Source organism: Mycobacterium sp. RTGN5 (assembly GCF_033804465.1).
Lineage (GTDB): Bacteria > Actinomycetota > Actinomycetes > Mycobacteriales > Mycobacteriaceae > Mycobacterium.
The window spans coordinates 2,091,914-2,110,473 of the sequence record NZ_JAPZLA010000001.1 but is presented as its reverse complement, the minus strand read 5'-3'; the positions used below and the strand labels follow the sequence as shown (position 1 = coordinate 2,110,473).

Sequence of the window (18,560 nt, the reverse complement as noted above, 5' to 3'; positions counted from 1 at the left end):
ATGGTGAACATGAGCGGCGCAGCCGATGTGGGCGTGATCATCGCAGTCAAGCGTCTGACGGCCGCGAAAACCCGGCTGAGTCCGGTCTTCGAAGCGGGCATGCGCGAACAGGTCGTACTCGCGATGCTGATCGACACCATCACCGCGGCCCGGGCGGTCAGCGCGGTCCAATCGATCACCGTCGTGACCCCCGATGACACCGCATCCGCCGCCGCCCGCGAACTCGGCGCGGCGGTGTTGTTCGACACCACGCCATCGACTGATCCCGACCCGTTGAACACCGCCGTCCGGTTCGCCTGGTCCACCGTCACCAACCAAACACCCAATACCATTGTGCTGCAAGGAGATTTACCCGCTCTGCAAACTGCCGAGCTGACCGAGGCGCTGGCGCAGGCGCGGTCATTCCCGCGCAGTTTCGTGGCCGACCGCCACGGCACGGGCACCGCGGCGCTGTTCGCGTTCGGCACTGCGCTGGAGCCACTGCTCGGCGCTGACTCGGCCCGTCGGCACCGCGACTCCGGGGCGGTCGAACTGACTGGCGGGTGGCCAGGGCTGCGTTGCGATATCGACACTGTCGAAGACCTGCAGTCAGCAGAGCTGCTCGGTGTCGGCGCCGCGACAACCAGGGCAATCGCGAATCGCTGATGGTTAACAACGCCTGAACGGCCTTCGACTTTCGGCTGCCGAGGTCCAAGCACCCTCTCGATGGGGGATGATCGAAACCGTGACCGAGACCGAAGCCGAAGCCCGATCCACGGATGACCACTGGCAGCCCGGTGACGCGCCGGAGGCCCCGCCCGCGGCCACGGACACCGCGGTCGACAACGAGCTGCCGGAGAATCGGTACCTCAATCGCGAGCTGAGCTGGCTGGATTTCAATGCCCGAGTGTTGGCCCTGGCGGCCGACACCTCACTACCTCTTCTGGAGCGGGCGAAGTTCCTGGCCATCTTCGCTTCCAATCTCGACGAGTTCTACATGGTCCGGGTGGCCGGGCTGAAACGCCGCGACGAGATGGGACTCTCGGTCCGTTCGGCCGACGGGCTCTCCCCTCGCGAACAGCTGCGCCGCATCGGCGAGCGCACCCGGCAGATCTCGTTGCGCCAAGCCGAGGTCTTCATCGAGTCGGTGCGCCCCGCGCTGGCCGAAGAAGGCATCAGCATCGTCACGTGGGCCGAGCTCACCGACGCCGAACGCCGTGAGCTGTCGACCTACTTTCACGAGCAGGTATTCCCGGTCCTCACCCCGCTCGCCGTCGACCCGGCCCACCCGTTCCCGTTCGTCAGCGGCCTGAGCCTGAACCTGGCGATCACCGTCAAGTCGCCCGACGACGGCGGCGAGCACTTCGCCCGAATCAAGGTTCCCGACAACGTCGACCGGTTCGTCGAGCTCAAGGGAACCAACGGGGATGGCGATGTCGTCCGGTTCCTGCCCACGGAGAAACTCATCGCGGCGTTCCTGCCGGTGTTGTTCCCCGGCATGGAGATTGTTGAGCACCACGTCTTCCGCATCACCCGCAATGCCGACATGCAGGTCGAGGAAGACCGCGACGAAGATCTGCTCCAGGCGCTGGAACGTGAGTTGGCACGGCGGCGATTCGGCTCTCCGGTGCGCCTCGAGGTCGCCGACGACATGACCGAGCACATGCTCGAACTCCTCCTGCGCGAGCTCGACGTCCACCCCGGTGACGTGGTGCAGGTGCCGGGGCTGCTTGACCTTTCGTCGCTGTGGCAGGTGTACGGCGTCGACCGCCCGGCACTCAAGGACCGCCCGTTCGTGCCGGCCACCCACCCGGCCTTCGCCGAGCGCGAGACACCCAAGAGCATTTTTTCGACGCTGCGTGATGGTGACGTGCTGCTGCACCATCCCTACGACTCGTTCTCGACGAGTGTGCAGCGCTTCATCGAGCAGGCTGCCGCCGATCCGAATGTGTTGGCTATCAAGCAGACGCTCTACCGAACCTCCGGTGATTCGCCGATCGTCAACGCGCTCATCGACGCGGCTCAGGCCGGCAAGCAGGTGGTTGCCCTCGTCGAGCTGAAAGCGCGCTTCGACGAACAGGCCAACATCAAGTGGGCCCGCACGCTGGAAGATGCCGGCGTGCATGTCGTTTACGGGTTGATCGGGCTGAAGACGCACTGCAAGACCTGTCTGGTGGTGCGCCGCGAGGGTTCCACGATTCGGCGCTACTGCCATATCGGCACCGGCAACTACAACCCCAAAACCGCCCGGCTGTATGAAGATGTCGGCTTGATCACCGCTGCCCCCGATATCGGCGCCGACCTGACAGACCTGTTCAACTCGCTGACCGGCTACTCGCGCAAGGTGTCCTACCGCAATCTCCTGGTCGCGCCGTACGGCGTGCGCCGGGGCATCGTCGAACGCGTCGAGCGGGAAATCGACGCGCACCAGCAGGGCGGCAACGGCCGGATCCGGCTCAAGGCCAATGCCCTTGTCGACGAACAGGTCATCGACGCGCTGTACCGGGCATCGCAGGCCGGGGTTCGGGTCGAGGTCGTCGTCCGCGGCATCTGCGCACTCAAGCCGGGCGCTGAGGGCTTCTCCGAGAACATCGTCGTGCGCTCGATTCTCGGCCGCTTCCTGGAGCATTCGCGGATCTTCCACTTCAATGCGATCAACGAATTCTTCATCGGTAGCGCCGACATGATGCACCGCAACCTCGATCGTCGCGTCGAAGTGATGGCTCAGGTCAAGGACCCCCGGCTCACCGCCTACATCGACGACATCTTCGAGTCGGCGATGGATCCCTCGACGCGATGCTGGGAACTCGGCCCGGATGGTTACTGGACGGCGGCGCCGCAAGACGGCCGCCAAGTCCGTGACCATCAGGTGTGGCTGATGGAACGTCACCGGCAGCACTAGGTGCTCCCTCCATTGCGACCCACCAAGTCCGGTCCCACGCCCGGTCCTGAATTGATGGGACCCGAATTCATCTGCGGGAGTTGATGTGGCCAAGAGAGCGTCACGTGACAGCTCAAGGTCGAAGGCGACGAAGAAGACAACGACGAAGAAGGGGAAGCCACCCCAACGGGTGATCGTCGCGGCCGGCGCGGCACTGTGGCGCCCCGACCCCGATAGCGGCGAGCTGCGCCTCGCGCTGATCCATCGACCCCGCTACGACGACTGGTCCCTGCCTAAGGGGAAAGTCGATCCCGGCGAGAACGAGCCCGTTGCCGCGGTGCGGGAAATCTGGGAGGAGACCGGTCAGCGATCGCAGCTGGGCCGGCGCCTGATCCAGACCCACTATCAGGTCGCGCAGGGCGCCAAGGTCGTTCACTACTGGGCGGCTCGAGCGCTCGGTGGTGAGTTCACCCCCGGCTCCGAAGTCGACCGGCTGGAGTGGCTCTCAGTCGACGACGCCATGGAACGGCTCACCTACCCGCACGACCGGGAAGTGCTCACGGCGTTCACCAAAGAACCCGCAGACACGGCGACGGTGCTGATCGTCCGGCACGGCACCGCGGGCATCAAATCCCGCTACAAGGGCGACGACCGGAGCCGCCCGCTGGACAAGAACGGTCGCGCACAAGCCGAGTCGTTGGTCGGACAGTTATTGGCGTTCGGTGCCACCGATATCTATGCAGCCGATCGCGTCCGCTGTATTCAGACCGTCGAGCCGCTGGCGCAGGAGCTGGGCGTGAAGGTCGCCGCCGAGGCCGATCTCACCGAAGAGGCCTACGCCGACGACCCGGATGTCGCGCACAAGCGCATCGCCGAGATCGCCGCCGGCGGCGGCACACCCGTCATCTGCACACAGGGCAAGGTGATTCCCTACCTGCTGGCGTGGTGGCGGGGCACCGACAAGCCGGACAAGTCACGCAACCGCAAGGGCAGCACCTGGGTGCTGTCGTTTGACGGTGACCGGATCGTGGCGGCTGACTACATCGGCAGCCCACTGGCGACTAGGCCTTAAGACGCGACTAGGCCTTAAAACGCGATTGGGCCCTGACACGCAATTGGGCCCTGACACGCAAATACGCCGCGGGCGTTGAGCCCGCGGCGTATTCGACGGTGAAACTTTAGCGACGGCCCTTGGCGACGGCCTTCTTGACGGCGGCCTTCTTCACAGCCTTCTTGACCACAGCCTTCTTGACCGCAGCCTTCTTGACCGCCGGAGCAGCCTTCTTGACGGCAGCCTTCTTGACGACGGCCTTGGCCACAGCCTTCTTGACCGCTGCCTTCTTGACCGCCGGAGCAGCCTTCTTGACGACGGCCTTCTTGACGACGGCCTTCTTGACGGCCTTCTTGACGGCCGCCTTCTTGACCGCCGGAGCAGCCTTCTTGACGGCAGCCTTCTTGACGACGGCCTTGGCCACAGCCTTCTTCACGACCGCCTTGCGGACGGCCTTCTTGACGGCGGCCTTCTTGACCGCGCCGGCGACGACACCGCGCTTGACGGCGGGGCCTTCCGACGGAAGTTTCTGTGCACCAGAGACCACGGCCTTGAATTGAGCGCCAGGACGGAAAGCGGGAACGGACGTCGGCTTCACTTTGACGGTTTCGCCGGTGCGCGGGTTGCGCGCCACGCGAGCGGCACGGCGCCGCTGCTCGAAAACGCCGAAGCCCGTGATGGTCACGCTGTCGCCCTTGTGCACTGCGCGCACAATGGTGTCAACAACGTTCTCCACCGCCAGAGTTGCCTGCCGACGATCTGAGCCCAATTTCTCCGTGAGTACGTCGATGAGCTCTGCTTTGTTCATTCAATTCCTCCGGAAGCCAGTGGTCCACTTTGGACCGACTGAAGAACACGGTAAACCCAAGAGCTGCAGAATTCCAAGAGCCACGCCCAATTTGGGGCATTACTTAGGAGGATTTCAGCAATCCGGTTGCCGCCCTAGGGCGGTGATTCCAGCGAGCCTGAACCCCCCTAGGGGGGCGGCAATTCGGCGTCCCGCGCCCTTCAGGAGGCCGTCGAAATGCGCGGCTTCCAGCTTGGCCGGGCCGCTTCGAACGCCTCGATTTCAGCGAGTTTCCGCAGCGTAAGGCCGATATCGTCGAGGCCTTCCAGCAATCTCCAAGCTGTGTAATCGTCAATCGTGAACGGCACCACCGCCGTTCCCGCGGTGATATTTCGATCTTGAAGATTGACAGTGATTTCCAGCCCCGGATTCTGCTCGATGAGCTTCCAGAGAAGTTCAACATCATCTTGAGCGACTTCGGCCGCCAACAGCCCGGCCTTGCCGGCGTTGCCCCGAAAGATGTCGGCGAACCGGGACGAGATGACGACCCGGAATCCGAAGTCCATGAGCGCCCAGACCGCATGCTCGCGCGACGATCCCGTCCCGAAATCGGGGCCAGCGACCAAGACCGAACCCCGGTCGAACGGACTCAGATTGAGAATGAATGAGGGGTCGTTGCGCCACGCGGCGAACAGCCCGTCCTCGAAACCCGTTCGGGTGACCCGCTTCAAATACACCGCCGGAATGATTTGGTCGGTGTCGACATTGGACCGCCGCAACGGAACACCGATGCCGGTGTGAGTGTGAAATGCGTCCATCGTGGTTCTCCTTAGCAGATCTAGTTGTTGAGATCGGCGGGCGAGGACAGGGTTCCGCGCACCGCGGTCGCGGCGGCGACGGCCGGCGAAACCAGGTGCGTCCGGCCGCCCTTGCCCTGCCGACCTTCGAAATTCCGGTTGGACGTCGCCGCGCAGCGCTCGCCCGGTGACAGCTGATCGGGATTCATTCCCAGGCACATCGAGCAGCCGGCCTGACGCCAATCCGCACCGGCCGCGGTGAAGATCTCGCCCAGCCCTTCGGATTCGGCCTGGGCGCGCACCCGCATCGACCCCGGCACGATCAGCATCCGCACACTGTCGGCGACCTTGCGGCCGCGCAGCACGTCGGCCACCACCCGCAGATCCTCGATGCGCCCGTTCGTGCACGAGCCGACGAACACCGCGTCGACGGCGACATCGCGCATCGGAGTACCCGCCCGAAGATCCATGTATGCCAACGCCTTCTCCGCGTTCTGCCGCTCGGAGTCGCTGGTCATCAGCTCCGGGTCGGGCACCGCCCCGGACAGTGGGACACCCTGGCCGGGGTTGGTACCCCACGTGACAAAGGGGCTCAGGGTCGTCGCGTCGATGTAGACCTCAGTGTCGAATTCGGCGCCCTCGTCGGTCTTCAGCGCCTCCCACGTGGCGACTGCCGCGTCCCAGTCCGCACCCGAGGGCGCGTATGGACGACCGCGCAGATATTCATAGGTCGTCTCGTCGGGAGCCACCAGTCCCGCGCGGGCGCCGGCCTCGATGCTCATATTGCACACGGTCATCCGGCCTTCCATCGACAGCGATTCGATGGTGCTGCCGCGGTATTCGATGACATAGCCCTGGCCGCCACCGGTCCCGATCTTGGCGATCACCGCCAGGATGATGTCCTTGGCACTCACTCCCGGCGGCAGCGCACCGTTGACATTGACCGCCATCGTCTTGAACGGCCGCAGCGGAAGTGTCTGGGTGGCAAGCACATGCTCCACTTCGGACGTACCGATCCCCATCGCGATCGCGCCGAAGGCGCCGTGGGTGGAGGTGTGGCTGTCGCCACACACGATCGTCATCCCGGGCTGGGTGAGTCCGAGCTGCGGGCCCATCACATGGACGATCCCCTGCTCGGCATCACCCATCGGGTGCAGCCGGACGCCGTACTCGGCGCAGTTGCGTCGCAACGTCTCGACCTGCGTGCGCGAGATCAGGTCTGCGATCGGCTTGTCGATGTCGACCGTCGGCACGTTGTGGTCCTCGGTCGCGATCGTGAGATCGGGACGGTGCAGCGGCCGGCCGGCCAACCGCAGCCCATCGAATGCCTGCGGGCTGGTCACCTCGTGGATGAGGTGAAGATCGATGTAGATCAGATCGGGTTCACGCGATGCGCCGATTCCGGGGCCGGCGACCACAACGTGGTCGTCCCACACCTTCTCGGGCAATGTCCTGGGCTTGTCGGACGGGGCCATGACGTCTCAATTCGTTTTTCGATTCCCGGAACATAAGTCTGGATATCTCACATTCCGGGACGCTAGTATCTCGATATGAGACAGGATAGCGGCATCGGCGTCCTCGACAAAGCCGTGGGCGTACTGCACTCGATCGCCGATTCGCCCTGTGGGCTGGCCGAACTTTGTGAGCGCACCGGCCTGCCCCGCGCCACCGCGCACCGGCTCGCCGCCGGCCTTGAGGTTCATCGGCTGCTGGCCAGGGACAGCGCGGGGCGCTGGCGACTCGGACCGGCGATCAGCGAATTGGCCGCCCAGGTCAACGATCCGCTGCTCGCGGCGGGCGCAGCGGTATTGCCCCGGCTGCGGGAGATCACCGGCGAGAGCGTGCAGCTCTACCGCCGCGAGGGCACCAGCCGGATCTGCGTCGCCGCATTGGAACCCCCTGCCGGGCTTCGCGATACCGTCCCCGTCGGGGCACGCCTCCCGATGACGGCCGGTTCGGGCGCCAAAGTCCTGCTGGCGTTCAGCGACAGCACCACCCAGCAGGCCGTGCTGCCGACGGCGAAGTTCACCGAACGCACCCTGGCCGAGGTCCGGCGTCGCGGCTGGGCGCAAAGCGCCGCCGAGCGCGAACCCGGGGTGGCCAGCGTCTCCGCCCCGGTGCGCGACCGCAGCGGCACGGTGATCGCGGCGGTGTCGGTGTCCGGCCCGATCGACCGGATGGGCCGTCGGCCCGGCGCGCGCTGGGCCGCCGACCTGTTGGCCGCCGCCGACGCCCTCACTCGCAGACTGTGATCCCCGCGACAACCCCGCGCGACGGCCTGACAAACTGACGCCATGGGAACCAATCAACGCAACCAGATCGTCATGTCGGACGCCGAGATCGCCGATTTCGTGGCACGCAGCCGCACCGGCACCATGGCGACCATCGGGCCCGACGGCCAGCCGCACCTCGTCGCCATGTGGTACGGCGTCCTGGACGGCGAGATCTGGATCGAGACGAAGGCCAAGTCCCAGAAGGCAGTCAACCTGCGTCGCGACCCGCGGGTGAGCTTCCTCATCGAGGGCGGGATGACCTACGACACGCTGCGGGGTGTCTCGTTCGAGGGGATCGGCGAGATCGTTGAGGATCCCGACACGATTTTCAAAGTCGGCGTCAGTGTGTGGGAGCGCTACAACGGCCCCTACACCGACGACCTCAAGCCGGCCGTCGACATGATGATGAACAAGCGTGTGGCGGTACGCATCGCGGCCAGCCGCACCCGGTCCTGGGACCACGGCAAGCTCGGCATGCCGCCGATGCCGCTGGCCGGGTCCACCGCACCCGCTGAATAACTGGGCACAACACGGGGCATAGTTAAGGGCGCCCGTACCGGTCGCCGTACCACTTGAAGCTGTTGACGTACTTGCCCATATCCATGGCCAGCTCGACGTTGGCCCCCGACGGATGGCCGTTGCCGTAGTCCGGGCTGAATTGGTGGTACGGGCCCACGGCGGCCGCGATCAGCGCGTAGTCGTGTTTGACCGCGGCCATGACGATCACCCGAAGGCGGGTGTAGGTCGCCGTCGAGCCGGTGGGAAAGACGTCGGCGACGACACCGAAGCCGGGCTGATAACCGACCGACGCGTTGGGGATTTCGTAGTCGACCGCGGCACCGGGGTACCGGCTTTCGACGAGTTGCTGCGCGATCTGCTTGGCGGTACGACCGTCGGCGTGCTCACCGAAAAGTGTCAGCGTGCCGGTATCCCCGCCGATGTATGTGAGCTCGACCCCTTTCACCCCGGGTGGGTCGAAGGTGACCTCGTAGGCGGAGCCGTCAGCGGGATAGGCGACCGAGAACGCGCCATTGTCGCCGCTGAAGCGGGGGTTGGACTCGACCGGGGTGCCGAGCGGCGGCCTGCCGCAATCCGGCGGGCACACAAAGATTTCCGGCACCGGAGTGATTCGGATCGACACGACGACGCCCACCGCAACCGCCACCACCAGCCCGGCGGCCAGCGGACCCAGCACACCGGCATAGCTCGCCGCCCGTTGCGGCATCGCGGAGATGACGACACCACAGTCGGTACAGAACGCCAACGGGGCAACCGTGTGGTGGCATTCGGGGCACTCCAATTGCCCGCTGTCGCCGGTATTTTCGTGCGCTTCGTGAAATAGCGCGGCCGCGACGACGATCCGTAGAACGAACACCGCGACTGCCGCGTTCAGTAGGTGCAGCGCGCCGTACCAGATCGATGGGAGCGGGATGATATCGACCACGCCCATCGAGCCCACCAAGATCAGCACGATCAGCACCGCGGCGGGAATCACCCAACGACGGCGGCGAGAAGTCTTGGCAGAGCGGGTGAACCACAGCGCGATTCCGGCAATGCCGCCGGCGGCGACGCCCACCAGAGGCCACGCCACCCCCTCGACCAGCGCCTCAATGACGAGGCTGCCCACCGACCTGTCGGGGGCGGTCACCCCCATCGCCAACTGCGGCACCAGCAGCGTGACGGTGGCGGCCGCGGTCAACGCCGTCGCGCCGAGGGCCCCTATCGCGAAACCGTCCAGTACCCGCCGGCGCGAGCGGTCCAGCAGCCACACGACGGCTGCGGGCACGATCATCAGAAGTGCCTCGCTGACCGGCACGGCCACGCCGTAGAGCAATACCTCCACCACGTCCGTCTCCGCCCCGAGTGCGGCGGAGTAGGCACGGGCCACGATCGCGCCCGCGACCGGCGCCCACGCGACGCCCAACCCCAGGCCCAGAATCACCGACAGGGCGACATTGCGCGCCCCGATGAAACGGCGAATGCCGATCTGGCGCAGATAGATCACGAGCAGCACAGGTAGGCCGAGCGCGGCGGTCGCGATCATCGGCGCTTGCCATCGCAGGACGGCGAATCCGATGACCGCCACCACAAGCACAATCAGCGCGGCACGAAAACCCTTGCGCGAGCTCGGCGGCAGCCCCGGGAATAGCGAACTCGTCACCCAGGGACGAAGAACGCGCTCCCCCGGCGCGACCACATAGGCACCGGCCCGAAGCCGCCGGCCGCGCCGACCCGCGGATCGCTGCACGCCGCAGGACCCGCAGAATTCGCCTGCGGGGACGTCGTTTCCGCATGCCGGGCAATGCGTGGTCGGCACCGACTACCCGCCGCCGGGGGCAAAGCCAGCGGCCACTGACTGCGCCATTTGCGCATCGAACAGATCCCGCGCCAGGTTGTCGACGTTCGGGCTGCCAAGGCCGGTGACGAGGTCATATCCGGGAGTGGGGTTGTCGACGGCGTTGCCGCCCGCCGTGATGTCGCGGAACCCGGGCAGCCGCGAGCCGAGGGCGACCCGATAGAGCAGCGGATTGATATCGCCAAGCGGCGGGGCGCCGCGGGCGATCACGTACTGATTCATCAACGCGGCCATGCCGGCCCATATCGGTGCGGACTGAGAGGTTCCGCCGCCGATCCGCTTGGCCTGGTTGAACACGATCTGCACACCGGTGAACGGGTCGGCCACCGCGGACACATCAGGAACGAGCCGGTGATCGGTATCCCGGGCGACGACCACCGCACGCTGATAATCAGGGCGCGCGAACAATCGCGAGACTCCACCGCTGGAGCCCTGCGACATCGGCACGTCGATCCAGGCCCGCTCCTCCAGCCACCTGCCTTCCATGTCCGTCGACAATGTGGTCCCGCCCACCGAGGTGATCTCCGGCAGCGACGCGATGGTGTCCACACCGACGTCGTTGGGACCCGGCGCCGACGACCAGTCCTTGCCGCCTTTGCATTCCAGTCCCGCGGTGTCACCACTTGCGTCGAAAACCGTGATGCCGCGGCGGTGCGCGTTGGTCAGAGCGGCCCGCACGGGTGCGACGTCGGTCGCGTTGACCAGGGCTTCACACCCCCACCCGATCGACAGACTCCAAATCGATGAGGGAAACCGCTGCGCCGCATCGTCGAACATCCGGCCGATCTTCTCGAAGGCACCGTCGCCCTCGACGGTGTGACGGGCGTTGACGACCACCAGCCGGGCATCCGGCGCGATGGCGTGGACCACCTCCAAATCCATCGTGGTCTCGCCCTCGGGCCGGGTCAGCGGGCCGCCGATCACCACCGGGGTAAACCTGGGCAGCCCCGACATGTCCGCGAACATGTCCAGATCGTGCTGGTCGTAACCGTCGAACCCGAAGAACACCACGGTTTGGCCGGCACCGCGGTAACCCGCGTCGACCAGGGGTGTCGCGTTGTAGGCGGTCAATAGGTGACGCGGCGTCAAACCGGGTAGCGGCACGTCCAGCGGCGGCACGGGCCGAGCCATCCGGTGTGGGAGATAGCTCAGGATGCGTCCGACGCCGGTGACGTCGTCGCGCAGCGCCGCGGGCAGGACCGGCTGGCGGGGTGAGGCGTAGAACACCTGGCCCTGTCGGCCCCGGTAGTCGCGAACGGGCACATCGAACGCAGCCGCGATGCCTTCGGCGGCTCCGGTGACGAACGCGAAGTTCGTGCCCGGTTGCCAGCGGACGGCGAGGTGATGTGTTTCGGCCCAATCCATCAGCGTCGACGGGCGCGCGGCCCGACTCAGGGCGACGGTGAGCTGAACATCGCTGGCGTGCGACGGACCCAAGTTGGTCGATGCCGCGAGCAGCGATGCGTACGGGCCGGTGATGACCGAGCCGCCCTGCGCGATCCGCCACGCCGACGGACCGGATGCGGCGACCAGCACCAGCACCAGTGTGGCGATGAACACGGCCGGTCGGTAGCGGATCATGGTGTGGCCGTAGCGGCTAACGACGGCCGCCGGATGTGCCGGGCGGCCTTTCGTTGCCGATTCCCACGACTGTCACGACGCGCCCGGTCATCACCGCGTCACCGGCAACGCCGGCGAGGCGAGAGTCCGAGCCTCGCGCCTTCATCGTGAGAATCCTTTCGATACAGGAATACTGGGCAAACACCACTGCCAGCCTCACGGTGGCGAATGTGTCTCTACCAGGGAAAATCATCGCACAGCTAACAACGCTGCGACAAGGTTCTCGACCGCGCGGTTATTTGCTGGGCTCAGCCTGAATGGTTGCCGAAATGACGAATCGCCCGGTCGATGACCGGGCGACTTGGAATTGGTAGCCCCGATGGGATTCGAACCCACGCTACCGCCGTGAGAGGGCGGCGTCCTAGGCCGCTAGACGACGGGGCCAGAACCAAATCCATGGCGGGCCTTGCGGCTCACCGGTTAGCCAGCATAGCCCAGAGGCCGTTGCCGACATAATTGCTGGGGTACCAGGACTCGAACCTAGAATGAGGGAATCAGAATCCCTAGTGTTGCCAATTACACCATACCCCATTGGCTGCCTATAACCGCTGGTCAGAAGCCATAATCCCCCGTGTAGCTAAGGGACTAGGGCCGCTCTGCCGAGGTTCGCGGGCCGACGAGCACAGTATCAAAGATTTCCGCCATCTTTTTCACCGCACCCCGCATGATCGCGCGCGGCCCGCAGTCGCCGCAGGCTGCGGTCGCTACCCAGCAGCTCCAGCGACTCGAACAGCGGCGGGCTGATCGTGGCACCCGTGACGGCAACCCGAATCGGCCCGAACGCCTTGCGCGGCTTGAGCTCGAGCCGCTCCAGCAGTGCGACCTTGAGTGCGTCCTCGATGGCCGGCGTTGTCCAGTCGGTCACCCCCTCGAGTGCGGTGATCGCCGCGTCGAGCACCGGCACGGCCTCTGCCTTGAGCTCCTTGGCCGCGGACTTCTCATCCAGCGCGTAGGACCCGTCGTCGAGGAACTTCAGCAGCTCCCACGCGTCGCTCAACACGACGATGCGGGTCTGCACCAATCCCGCGGCCTCGGCGAAGCCGCGGTCGTCGAGCCCGGTGCTATGACCGTGCGCCACGAAGAAGTCACGCAGCCGCGCGGTGAAGTCACTGACGTCGAGCCGGCGGATGTGCTCGGCGTTGATCGCGTCGGCCTTCTTCTGATCGAAGCGCGCCGGATTGGAGTTGACGTCCTTGACGTCGAAGGCCGCGACCATCTCGTCGAGGCTGAAGATGTCGTGGTCGTCGGCGATGCCCCAGCCCAGCAGAGCCAGGTAGTTCAGCAGGCCCTCGGGGATGAACCCGCGGTCGCGGTGCAGGAACAGGTTGGACTCCGGGTCGCGCTTGGACAGCTTCTTGGTGCCCTCCCCCAACACCGGTGGCAGGTGCGCGAACTCGGGCACCCGATCGGTCACGCCAATGCGAATGAGCGCTTGGTACAGCGCAATCTGGCGCGGCGTCGACGACAGCAGGTCCTCACCACGCAGGACGTGGGTGATCTTCATCAGCGCATCGTCGACCGGATTGACCAAGGTGTACAACGGTTCTCCGGTCGCGCGGGTCAGGGCGAAATCGGGAACTGTGCCGGCGGCGAATGTCGTTGTGCCCCTGACCAGGTCGTGCCAGGTGATATCCGCATCGGGCATCCGCAGCCGCAGCACCGCGTTGCGGCCCTCGGCGACATAGCCGGCGCGCTGGTCGTCGGTCAGGTCGCGGTCGTAGTTGTCATAGCCCAGTTTGGGATTGCGCCCGGCGGCCAGGTGCCGCGCCTCCACCTCTTCAGGTGTGGAGTAGGCCAGATAAGCCTCCCCGGACTCAAGCAGCCGCTGAAGCACATCGCGATACAGGTCCGTGCGCTGGGACTGCCGGTAGGGCTCGTAGGGGCCACCGACTTCGGGTCCCTCGTCCCAGTTCAGCCCCAGCCATCGCAACGCATCGAGCAGTGCGGCATAGCTTTCCTCGGAGTCACGCTGGGCGTCGGTGTCCTCGATGCGGAACACGAACGTGCCACCGGTGTGGCGGGCGTAGGCCCAGTTGAACAACGCGGTGCGCACCATGCCGACGTGCGGAATGCCGGTCGGAGACGGGCAGAACCGCACGCGCACTGGATCATTGGCCGCCGCGGTCATCAATTGCCCTTTCGGATCACGGGATTCGTCAATGTGCCGATGCCCTCGATGCTGACGCTGACGGTATCGCCGTGCTCGATGGGCCCGACACCTTCCGGTGTGCCGGTCAGGATGAGATCACCGGGCAGCAGGGTCATCACGGCCGAGATCCACTCGATGATGGCCCCGATGTCGTGGATCATCAGCGAAGTCCGGCTCAGTTGACGCACCTGGCCGTTGACCTCGGTGCGGATTTCCAGGTCGGACGGGTCGAGGTCGGTGACGATCCACGGACCGACCGGGCAGAACGTGTCGTGCCCCTTGGCCCGGATCCACTGACCATCGGCCTTCTGCTGGTCACGCGCGGACACGTCGTTGGCGATCGTGTAGCCGAGGATGTTCTCGGCGGCGCGGGCGGCCGGAACGTCCTTGCACGGTCGGCCGATGACGGCGGCCAGCTCACCCTCGTGATGGACCGGGAAAGCATTGGCGGGCAGCTGAATTGGTAAACCTGGCCCGATGATCGCGGTGTTGGGCTTGAGGAAGATGACCGGATCCTCCGGCGCCTCCCCGCCCATCTCCTCGATGTGGGCCAGGTAGTTCTTGCCCATGCAGACCACCTTGCTGGCCAGAATCGGCGCCAGCAGGCGCACGTCGTCCAGCGGCCAGACCCGGCCGGTGAACGTCGGCGAACCAAATGGATGTTCGGCTATCTCACGAACGATTTCACTCCCCGAGTCCCCTTCGATACTGACGAAGGCGACCCCGTCGGGACTGGCGATTCGACCCAGGCGCATTGGACCAATGCTAGTGGCCGTGGCCGCGTTCCTCGTCATCGCCCAGGGCTCTCACATTATGAGATTTTGATTCAGCATTGTGAGACACGTCGTGGAATTATGGGCTCATGTCCGTCGACACGATCAGCACCGTGCGGCGTTGGACGATGCTCGCGATCGCCTTGTTCGCCACGTTGTCCGCCAACGTCTTCATCAACGGCGCCGCCTTTCTCATCCCCACCCTGCACACCACGATGGGCCTCGACCTGGCCAAAGCCGGCCTGGTGTCGGCCATGCCGAGCTTCGGCATGGTGTTGACCCTGCTGCTCTGGGGCTATGTGGTGGACCGCGTCGGCGAGCGCCTCGTGCTGTCGGTCGGCTCCGCGTTGACCGCGGCTGCGGCGCTCGCGGCGGCCTCGTCACACTCGCTGATCCTGGTCGCCGTCTTCCTGTTTCTCGGCGGAATGGCCGCCGCCAGCAGCAATTCGGCCAGCGGGCGGCTGGTGGTCGGGTGGTTTCCGCCACACCAGCGCGGACTGGTGATGGGTATCCGCCAGACCGCCCAACCGCTGGGCGTCGCGGTCGGCGCGCTGGCCATTCCCCGCCTGGCCCAAGCGCACGGAGTCGGGCTGGCGCTGTTGTTCCCGGCCATCGTGTGTGGGATCGCGGCGGTGGTGTGTGCGATCGCCGTCGCCGACCCGCCCCGTCCGCCGCGCGCCGAGGCACCGGCCGAGCATCTGGCCAACCCGTACCGCGGGTCGGCGATCCTGTGGCGGATCCACGCGGTGTCGGTGTTGCTGGTCGTGCCGCAGTGCGTGGTGTGGACGTTCACCCTGGTGTGGTTGATCGCCGACCGCGGCTGGTCGGCGGAATCCGCGGGCGTGCTGGTGATGGCCGCCCAGGTGCTCGGCGCGCTGGGCCGGATCGCCGCCGGACGCTGGTCGGACCATATGGGGTCACGGCTGCGGCCGGTCCGGATGATCGCCGGCGCCGCGGCGGTATCCATGCTCGCGCTGTCGCTGACCGACGCGCTGCACTCCCCGCTGAGCATCGCGGTGATCGTCGCGGCCTCGGTGATCACGGTCGTCGACAACGGGTTGGCGTTCACCGCGATCGCTGAGATCGCCGGACCGTTCTGGAGCGGGCGGGCGTTGGGCGCCCAGAACACCAGCCAGTTGCTGGCGTGCGGACTCGCCCCGCCGTTGTTCGGTGCGCTGATCGGCGTGCTGGGTTACCCAGTGGCGTTCGCGGTGTGCGCGCTGTTCCCGGTGGTGGCGCTACCGCTGGTGCCGGTCGACCCGCCGATCAAGCACTAGAGCGCAGCGCGGATGCGGTCGCCGACCTCACGGGTCGAGTACGTCGCGTCGCCTCGGCTGGCCAGATGAGCGTCAACGGCCTTGTCGACGCGGGCCGCCGCGGCGTCCTCGCCGATGTGGCGCAGCAGCAGGGCCACCGACATCACCGCTGCCGTCGGGTCGGCGATGCCCTGTCCGGCGATGTCGGGCGCACTGCCGTGGACGGGCTCGAACATCGACGGATTGGTCCGGGTGGCATCGATATTGCCGCTGGCGGCCAGTCCGATCCCGCCGCAGACCGCCGCGGAAAGGTCTGTGATGATGTCGCCGAAGAGGTTGTCGGTGACGATGACGTCGAACCGGCCGGGGTCGGTGACCATGTGGATCGTCGCGGCATCGATGTGCTGATAGGCGACCTCGACGTCCGGAAACTCCCGCCCCACTTCAGCGACCACGCGGGACCACAGGCTGCCTGCGAAGGTCAGCACGTTGGTCTTGTGCACCAGGGTCAGGTGCTTGCGCCGGGCCTGCGCGCGGGCGAAGGCGTCGCGCACCACCCGCTCGACGCCGAACGCGGTGTTCACGCTGACTTCGGTGGCTACCTCGTGTGGTGTGCCGACGCGCAGGGCGCCGCCGTTACCGGTGTAGGGACCTTCGGTGCCCTCGCGGACCACGACGAAGTCGATGCTCGTCACCCCGGACAGCGGGCTGCTGACACCCGGGTATAGCCGGCCCGGCCGCAGGTTGACGTGGTGGTCCAGGGCGAACCGGAGTTTGAGCAACAGCCCGCGCTCCAGCACGCCGCTGGGCACCGACGGATCGCCGATCGCGCCGAGCAGGATGGCGTCGTAGCCCTTCAGCTCCTCGATGGTCTCCGCGGTGAGCAGCTCACCGGTCGCGTGGTAGCGACGCGCGCCGAGGTCGTACTCGGTCTTGTCCACGCCGGGCAGCACCACGTCGAGCACCTGCAGTGCCTCGTCGATGACCTCAGGGCCGATGCCGTCGCCGGCAATGACAGCTAGTTTCACGACAGGTCAACCACTTCCAGTGTGGTGGCACCGACCGCCTTGGCGATCGCGGCGCGCACGTTTTCGGGGACATCTGTGTCCACGCGCAGGATGATGGTCGCGCTCTCACCGCTCGCGTCCTGGGAGAGCTGCGCGGCCAGGATGTTGACATCCGCTCCGCCAAGCTCGGTGCCGATCTTGCCTAGCGCGCCAGGCTGATCGGAGTAGTTGACCACCAGGTTGAAACCCTCGGCGCGGAGATCGAAGTTGCGCCCGTTGATCTGAACCAGCTTCTGCACCTGCTGTGGACCCGACAGCGTGCCCGCCACGTTGAACGAGCTTCCGTCGGCATACACCGCGCGCACGTCGACCAAACTGCGGTGGTTGGGGCTCTCCGTGGCAGTGGAGATGTCGGCGGCAACGCCACGATCCTTGGCCAGCGCCGGGGCGTTGACGAAGGTGACCTGCTCGTCGACTACAGCCGAGAACAGCCCGCGCAGTGCCGAAAGCTTAAGCACCTCAACATCTTCAGAAGCCAGCTCGCCGCGAGCTTGCACGCTCAGCGATACCGGCGCAGCGTCGGACAGAGAACCGACCAGCAGGCCGAGCTTGCGCACCAGGTCCAGCCACGGTGCCACCTCCTCGCCGACCACGCCGCCGGCGACATTGACCGCGTCGGGCACGAACTCGCCGGCCAGCGCCAGCTTCACGCTCGCCGCAACATCGGTGCCCGCCCGGTCCTGGGCCTCTTCGGTGGACGCCCCCAAGTGCGGAGTCACGACCACCTGCGGCAGCTCGAACAGCGGGCTATCGGTGCAGGGTTCGGTGCTGAACACGTCCAGTCCGGCACCGCGCACGTGGCCACTGGTGATCGCGTCGGCCAGGGCCTGCTCGTCGATCAGGCCGCCGCGGGCCGCGTTGACGATGATCACACCGGGCTTGGTCTTGGCCAGGTTTTCCTTGCCGATCAGGCCGGCGGTTTCCTTGGTCTTGGGCAGGTGCACCGAGATGAAATCGGCGCGGGCCAGCAGGTCGTCGAGGCTGAGCAGTTCGATACCGAGCTGGGCGGCGCGGGCGGCCGACACGTAAGGGTCGTAGGCCACGATGTGGGCGCCGAACGCGGCCAGCCGCGCAGCGACGAGCTGCCCGATGCGGCCAAGGCCCACCACACCGACGGTCTTGCCGAAGATCTCGGTGCCCGAGAACGACGAGCGCTTCCAGGTGTGCTCGCGCAGCGTGGCGTCGGCGGCGGGGATCTGCCGCGCGGCCGAGAGCATCAGCGCGAGCGCATGCTCGGCGGCGCTGTGGATGTTCGAGGTGGGCGCGTTGACGACCAGCACCCCGGCGGCGGTGGCGGCGTCGACGTCGACGTTGTCCAGGCCGACTCCGGCGCGGGCGATGATTTTCAGCTTGGGCGCGGCGGCAATGACCTCGGCGTCCACCGTGGTGGCCGAACGCACCAGCAGCGCGTCGGCGTCGGCGACAGCGGCCAGCAGTTTCGGCCGGTCCGGGCCATCGACCCAGCGGACCTCGACCTGGTCGCCCAGCGCCGCGACGGTCGACTCGGCAAGCTTGTCTGCAATCAATACAACGGGCAGATTCACGCCGGTCAGCCTAGTGGTTGTTGCCCG

The 18,560-nt window shown here is 66.3% G+C and carries 15 protein-coding genes and 2 tRNA genes; 6 read left to right on the top strand and 11 right to left on the bottom strand.

Features of this window, described 5'->3' with window-relative positions; genetic code table 11:
• Nucleotides 1-9 precede the first annotated feature (9 nt).
• The 3 genes from cofC to SLQ31_RS10275 all read left to right on the top strand — a co-directional run bounded on the left by cofC (nt 10) and on the right by SLQ31_RS10275 (nt 3,932).
• Nucleotides 10-645, top strand: a complete 636-nt coding sequence (gene cofC, locus SLQ31_RS10285) for a 2-phospho-L-lactate guanylyltransferase (RefSeq protein WP_319431993.1) — start codon at nt 10-12, stop codon at nt 643-645.
• A 67-nt stretch (nt 646-712) separates the two neighbouring features.
• Nucleotides 713-2,881, top strand: coding sequence for an RNA degradosome polyphosphate kinase (locus SLQ31_RS10280; RefSeq protein WP_319431991.1), 2,169 nt, complete (start codon nt 713-715; stop codon nt 2,879-2,881).
• Between the two features lie 85 nt (nt 2,882-2,966).
• Nucleotides 2,967-3,932, top strand: a complete 966-nt coding sequence (locus SLQ31_RS10275) for an NUDIX hydrolase (RefSeq protein WP_319431989.1) — start codon at nt 2,967-2,969, stop codon at nt 3,930-3,932.
• 106 nt (nt 3,933-4,038) lie between these two features.
• On the opposite strand, the gene SLQ31_RS10270 is transcribed toward SLQ31_RS10275, so the two are convergent.
• The 3 genes from SLQ31_RS10270 to leuC form a co-directional block, all read right to left on the bottom strand.
• Nucleotides 4,039-4,719: an HU family DNA-binding protein gene (locus tag SLQ31_RS10270; protein WP_319431987.1), complete on the bottom strand. Its 681-nt coding sequence runs from the start codon at nt 4,717-4,719 to the stop codon at nt 4,039-4,041.
• A 200-nt stretch (nt 4,720-4,919) separates the two neighbouring features.
• Nucleotides 4,920-5,516 carry a 3-isopropylmalate dehydratase small subunit gene (gene leuD / locus SLQ31_RS10265; protein WP_319431985.1) on the bottom strand — a complete coding sequence of 199 codons (597 nt, stop codon included), beginning with the start codon at nt 5,514-5,516 and terminating at the stop codon, nt 4,920-4,922.
• Nucleotides 5,517-5,536: 20 nt separating this feature from the next.
• A complete protein-coding gene (gene leuC / locus SLQ31_RS10260; protein WP_319431983.1) occupies nt 5,537-6,970 on the bottom strand; it encodes a 3-isopropylmalate dehydratase large subunit in 1,434 nt (477 codons plus the stop codon).
• A gap of 75 nt (nt 6,971-7,045) precedes the next feature.
• Here leuC and SLQ31_RS10255 point away from each other — a divergent pair, with 75 nt between their 5' ends.
• Both SLQ31_RS10255 and SLQ31_RS10250 read left to right on the top strand, forming a co-directional pair.
• Nucleotides 7,046-7,747, top strand: a complete 702-nt coding sequence (locus tag SLQ31_RS10255) for an IclR family transcriptional regulator (protein WP_319431982.1) — start codon at nt 7,046-7,048, stop codon at nt 7,745-7,747.
• Nucleotides 7,748-7,789: 42 nt separating this feature from the next.
• Nucleotides 7,790-8,287 (top strand): PPOX class F420-dependent oxidoreductase, encoded by a 498-nt coding sequence (locus SLQ31_RS10250; protein WP_319431980.1) that lies wholly within the window; start codon nt 7,790-7,792, stop codon nt 8,285-8,287.
• 22 nt (nt 8,288-8,309) lie between these two features.
• Here the strand turns inward: SLQ31_RS10250 and SLQ31_RS10245 are convergent, their stop codons facing one another.
• The 6 genes from SLQ31_RS10245 to SLQ31_RS10220 all read right to left on the bottom strand — a co-directional run bounded on the left by SLQ31_RS10245 (nt 8,310) and on the right by SLQ31_RS10220 (nt 14,648).
• Nucleotides 8,310-9,929: a zinc ribbon domain-containing protein gene (locus SLQ31_RS10245; protein ID WP_319431978.1), complete on the bottom strand. Its 1,620-nt coding sequence runs from the start codon at nt 9,927-9,929 to the stop codon at nt 8,310-8,312.
• A gap of 159 nt (nt 9,930-10,088) precedes the next feature.
• Nucleotides 10,089-11,705: a S53 family peptidase gene (locus SLQ31_RS10240; RefSeq protein ID WP_319431976.1), complete on the bottom strand. Its 1,617-nt coding sequence runs from the start codon at nt 11,703-11,705 to the stop codon at nt 10,089-10,091.
• A gap of 347 nt (nt 11,706-12,052) precedes the next feature.
• A tRNA-Glu gene (locus tag SLQ31_RS10235) sits at nt 12,053-12,128 on the bottom strand.
• 75 nt (nt 12,129-12,203) lie between these two features.
• A tRNA-Gln gene (locus SLQ31_RS10230) sits at nt 12,204-12,275 on the bottom strand.
• Nucleotides 12,276-12,372: 97 nt separating this feature from the next.
• Complete coding sequence (gene gltX, locus SLQ31_RS10225; RefSeq protein ID WP_319431975.1) at nt 12,373-13,872, bottom strand: glutamate--tRNA ligase; 1,500 nt, start codon at nt 13,870-13,872, stop codon at nt 12,373-12,375.
• Nucleotides 13,872-14,648, bottom strand: coding sequence for a fumarylacetoacetate hydrolase family protein (locus SLQ31_RS10220; protein WP_319431974.1), 777 nt, complete (start codon nt 14,646-14,648; stop codon nt 13,872-13,874). Before SLQ31_RS10220 ends, gltX begins: the two co-directional genes overlap by 1 nt.
• A gap of 107 nt (nt 14,649-14,755) precedes the next feature.
• Between SLQ31_RS10220 and SLQ31_RS10215 the strand changes: the two genes are divergently transcribed.
• Nucleotides 14,756-15,943, top strand: a complete 1,188-nt coding sequence (locus SLQ31_RS10215) for an MFS transporter (protein WP_319431972.1) — start codon at nt 14,756-14,758, stop codon at nt 15,941-15,943.
• Here the strand turns inward: SLQ31_RS10215 and SLQ31_RS10210 are convergent.
• Both SLQ31_RS10210 and serA read right to left on the bottom strand, forming a co-directional pair.
• Nucleotides 15,940-16,950: a 3-isopropylmalate dehydrogenase gene (locus SLQ31_RS10210; protein WP_319431970.1), complete on the bottom strand. Its 1,011-nt coding sequence runs from the start codon at nt 16,948-16,950 to the stop codon at nt 15,940-15,942. The two genes, SLQ31_RS10215 and SLQ31_RS10210, sit on opposite strands and share 4 nt — an antisense overlap.
• Nucleotides 16,947-18,533, bottom strand: a complete 1,587-nt coding sequence (gene serA, locus SLQ31_RS10205; protein WP_319431969.1) for a phosphoglycerate dehydrogenase — start codon at nt 18,531-18,533, stop codon at nt 16,947-16,949. The genes SLQ31_RS10210 and serA overlap by 4 nt, the downstream gene beginning before the upstream one ends.
• Between the last annotated feature and the right edge of the window lie 27 nt (nt 18,534-18,560).

Coding starts and splice junctions, on each gene's coding strand:
- cofC (WP_319431993.1), top strand. CDS start 10: ATGAGCGGCGCAGCCGATGTGGGCGTGATCATCGCAGTCAAGCGTCTG.
- SLQ31_RS10240 (WP_319431976.1), bottom strand. CDS start 11,705: ATGATCCGCTACCGACCGGCCGTGTTCATCGCCACACTGGTGCTGGTG.
- SLQ31_RS10215 (WP_319431972.1), top strand. CDS start 14,756: ATGTCCGTCGACACGATCAGCACCGTGCGGCGTTGGACGATGCTCGCG.
- SLQ31_RS10220 (WP_319431974.1), bottom strand. CDS start 14,648: ATGCGCCTGGGTCGAATCGCCAGTCCCGACGGGGTCGCCTTCGTCAGT.
- SLQ31_RS10250 (WP_319431980.1), top strand. CDS start 7,790: ATGGGAACCAATCAACGCAACCAGATCGTCATGTCGGACGCCGAGATC.
- SLQ31_RS10270 (WP_319431987.1), bottom strand. CDS start 4,719: ATGAACAAAGCAGAGCTCATCGACGTACTCACGGAGAAATTGGGCTCA.
- leuC (WP_319431983.1), bottom strand. CDS start 6,970: ATGGCCCCGTCCGACAAGCCCAGGACATTGCCCGAGAAGGTGTGGGAC.
- SLQ31_RS10255 (WP_319431982.1), top strand. CDS start 7,046: ATGAGACAGGATAGCGGCATCGGCGTCCTCGACAAAGCCGTGGGCGTA.
- leuD (WP_319431985.1), bottom strand. CDS start 5,516: ATGGACGCATTTCACACTCACACCGGCATCGGTGTTCCGTTGCGGCGG.
- gltX (WP_319431975.1), bottom strand. CDS start 13,872: ATGACCGCGGCGGCCAATGATCCAGTGCGCGTGCGGTTCTGCCCGTCT.
- SLQ31_RS10280 (WP_319431991.1), top strand. CDS start 713: ATGATCGAAACCGTGACCGAGACCGAAGCCGAAGCCCGATCCACGGAT.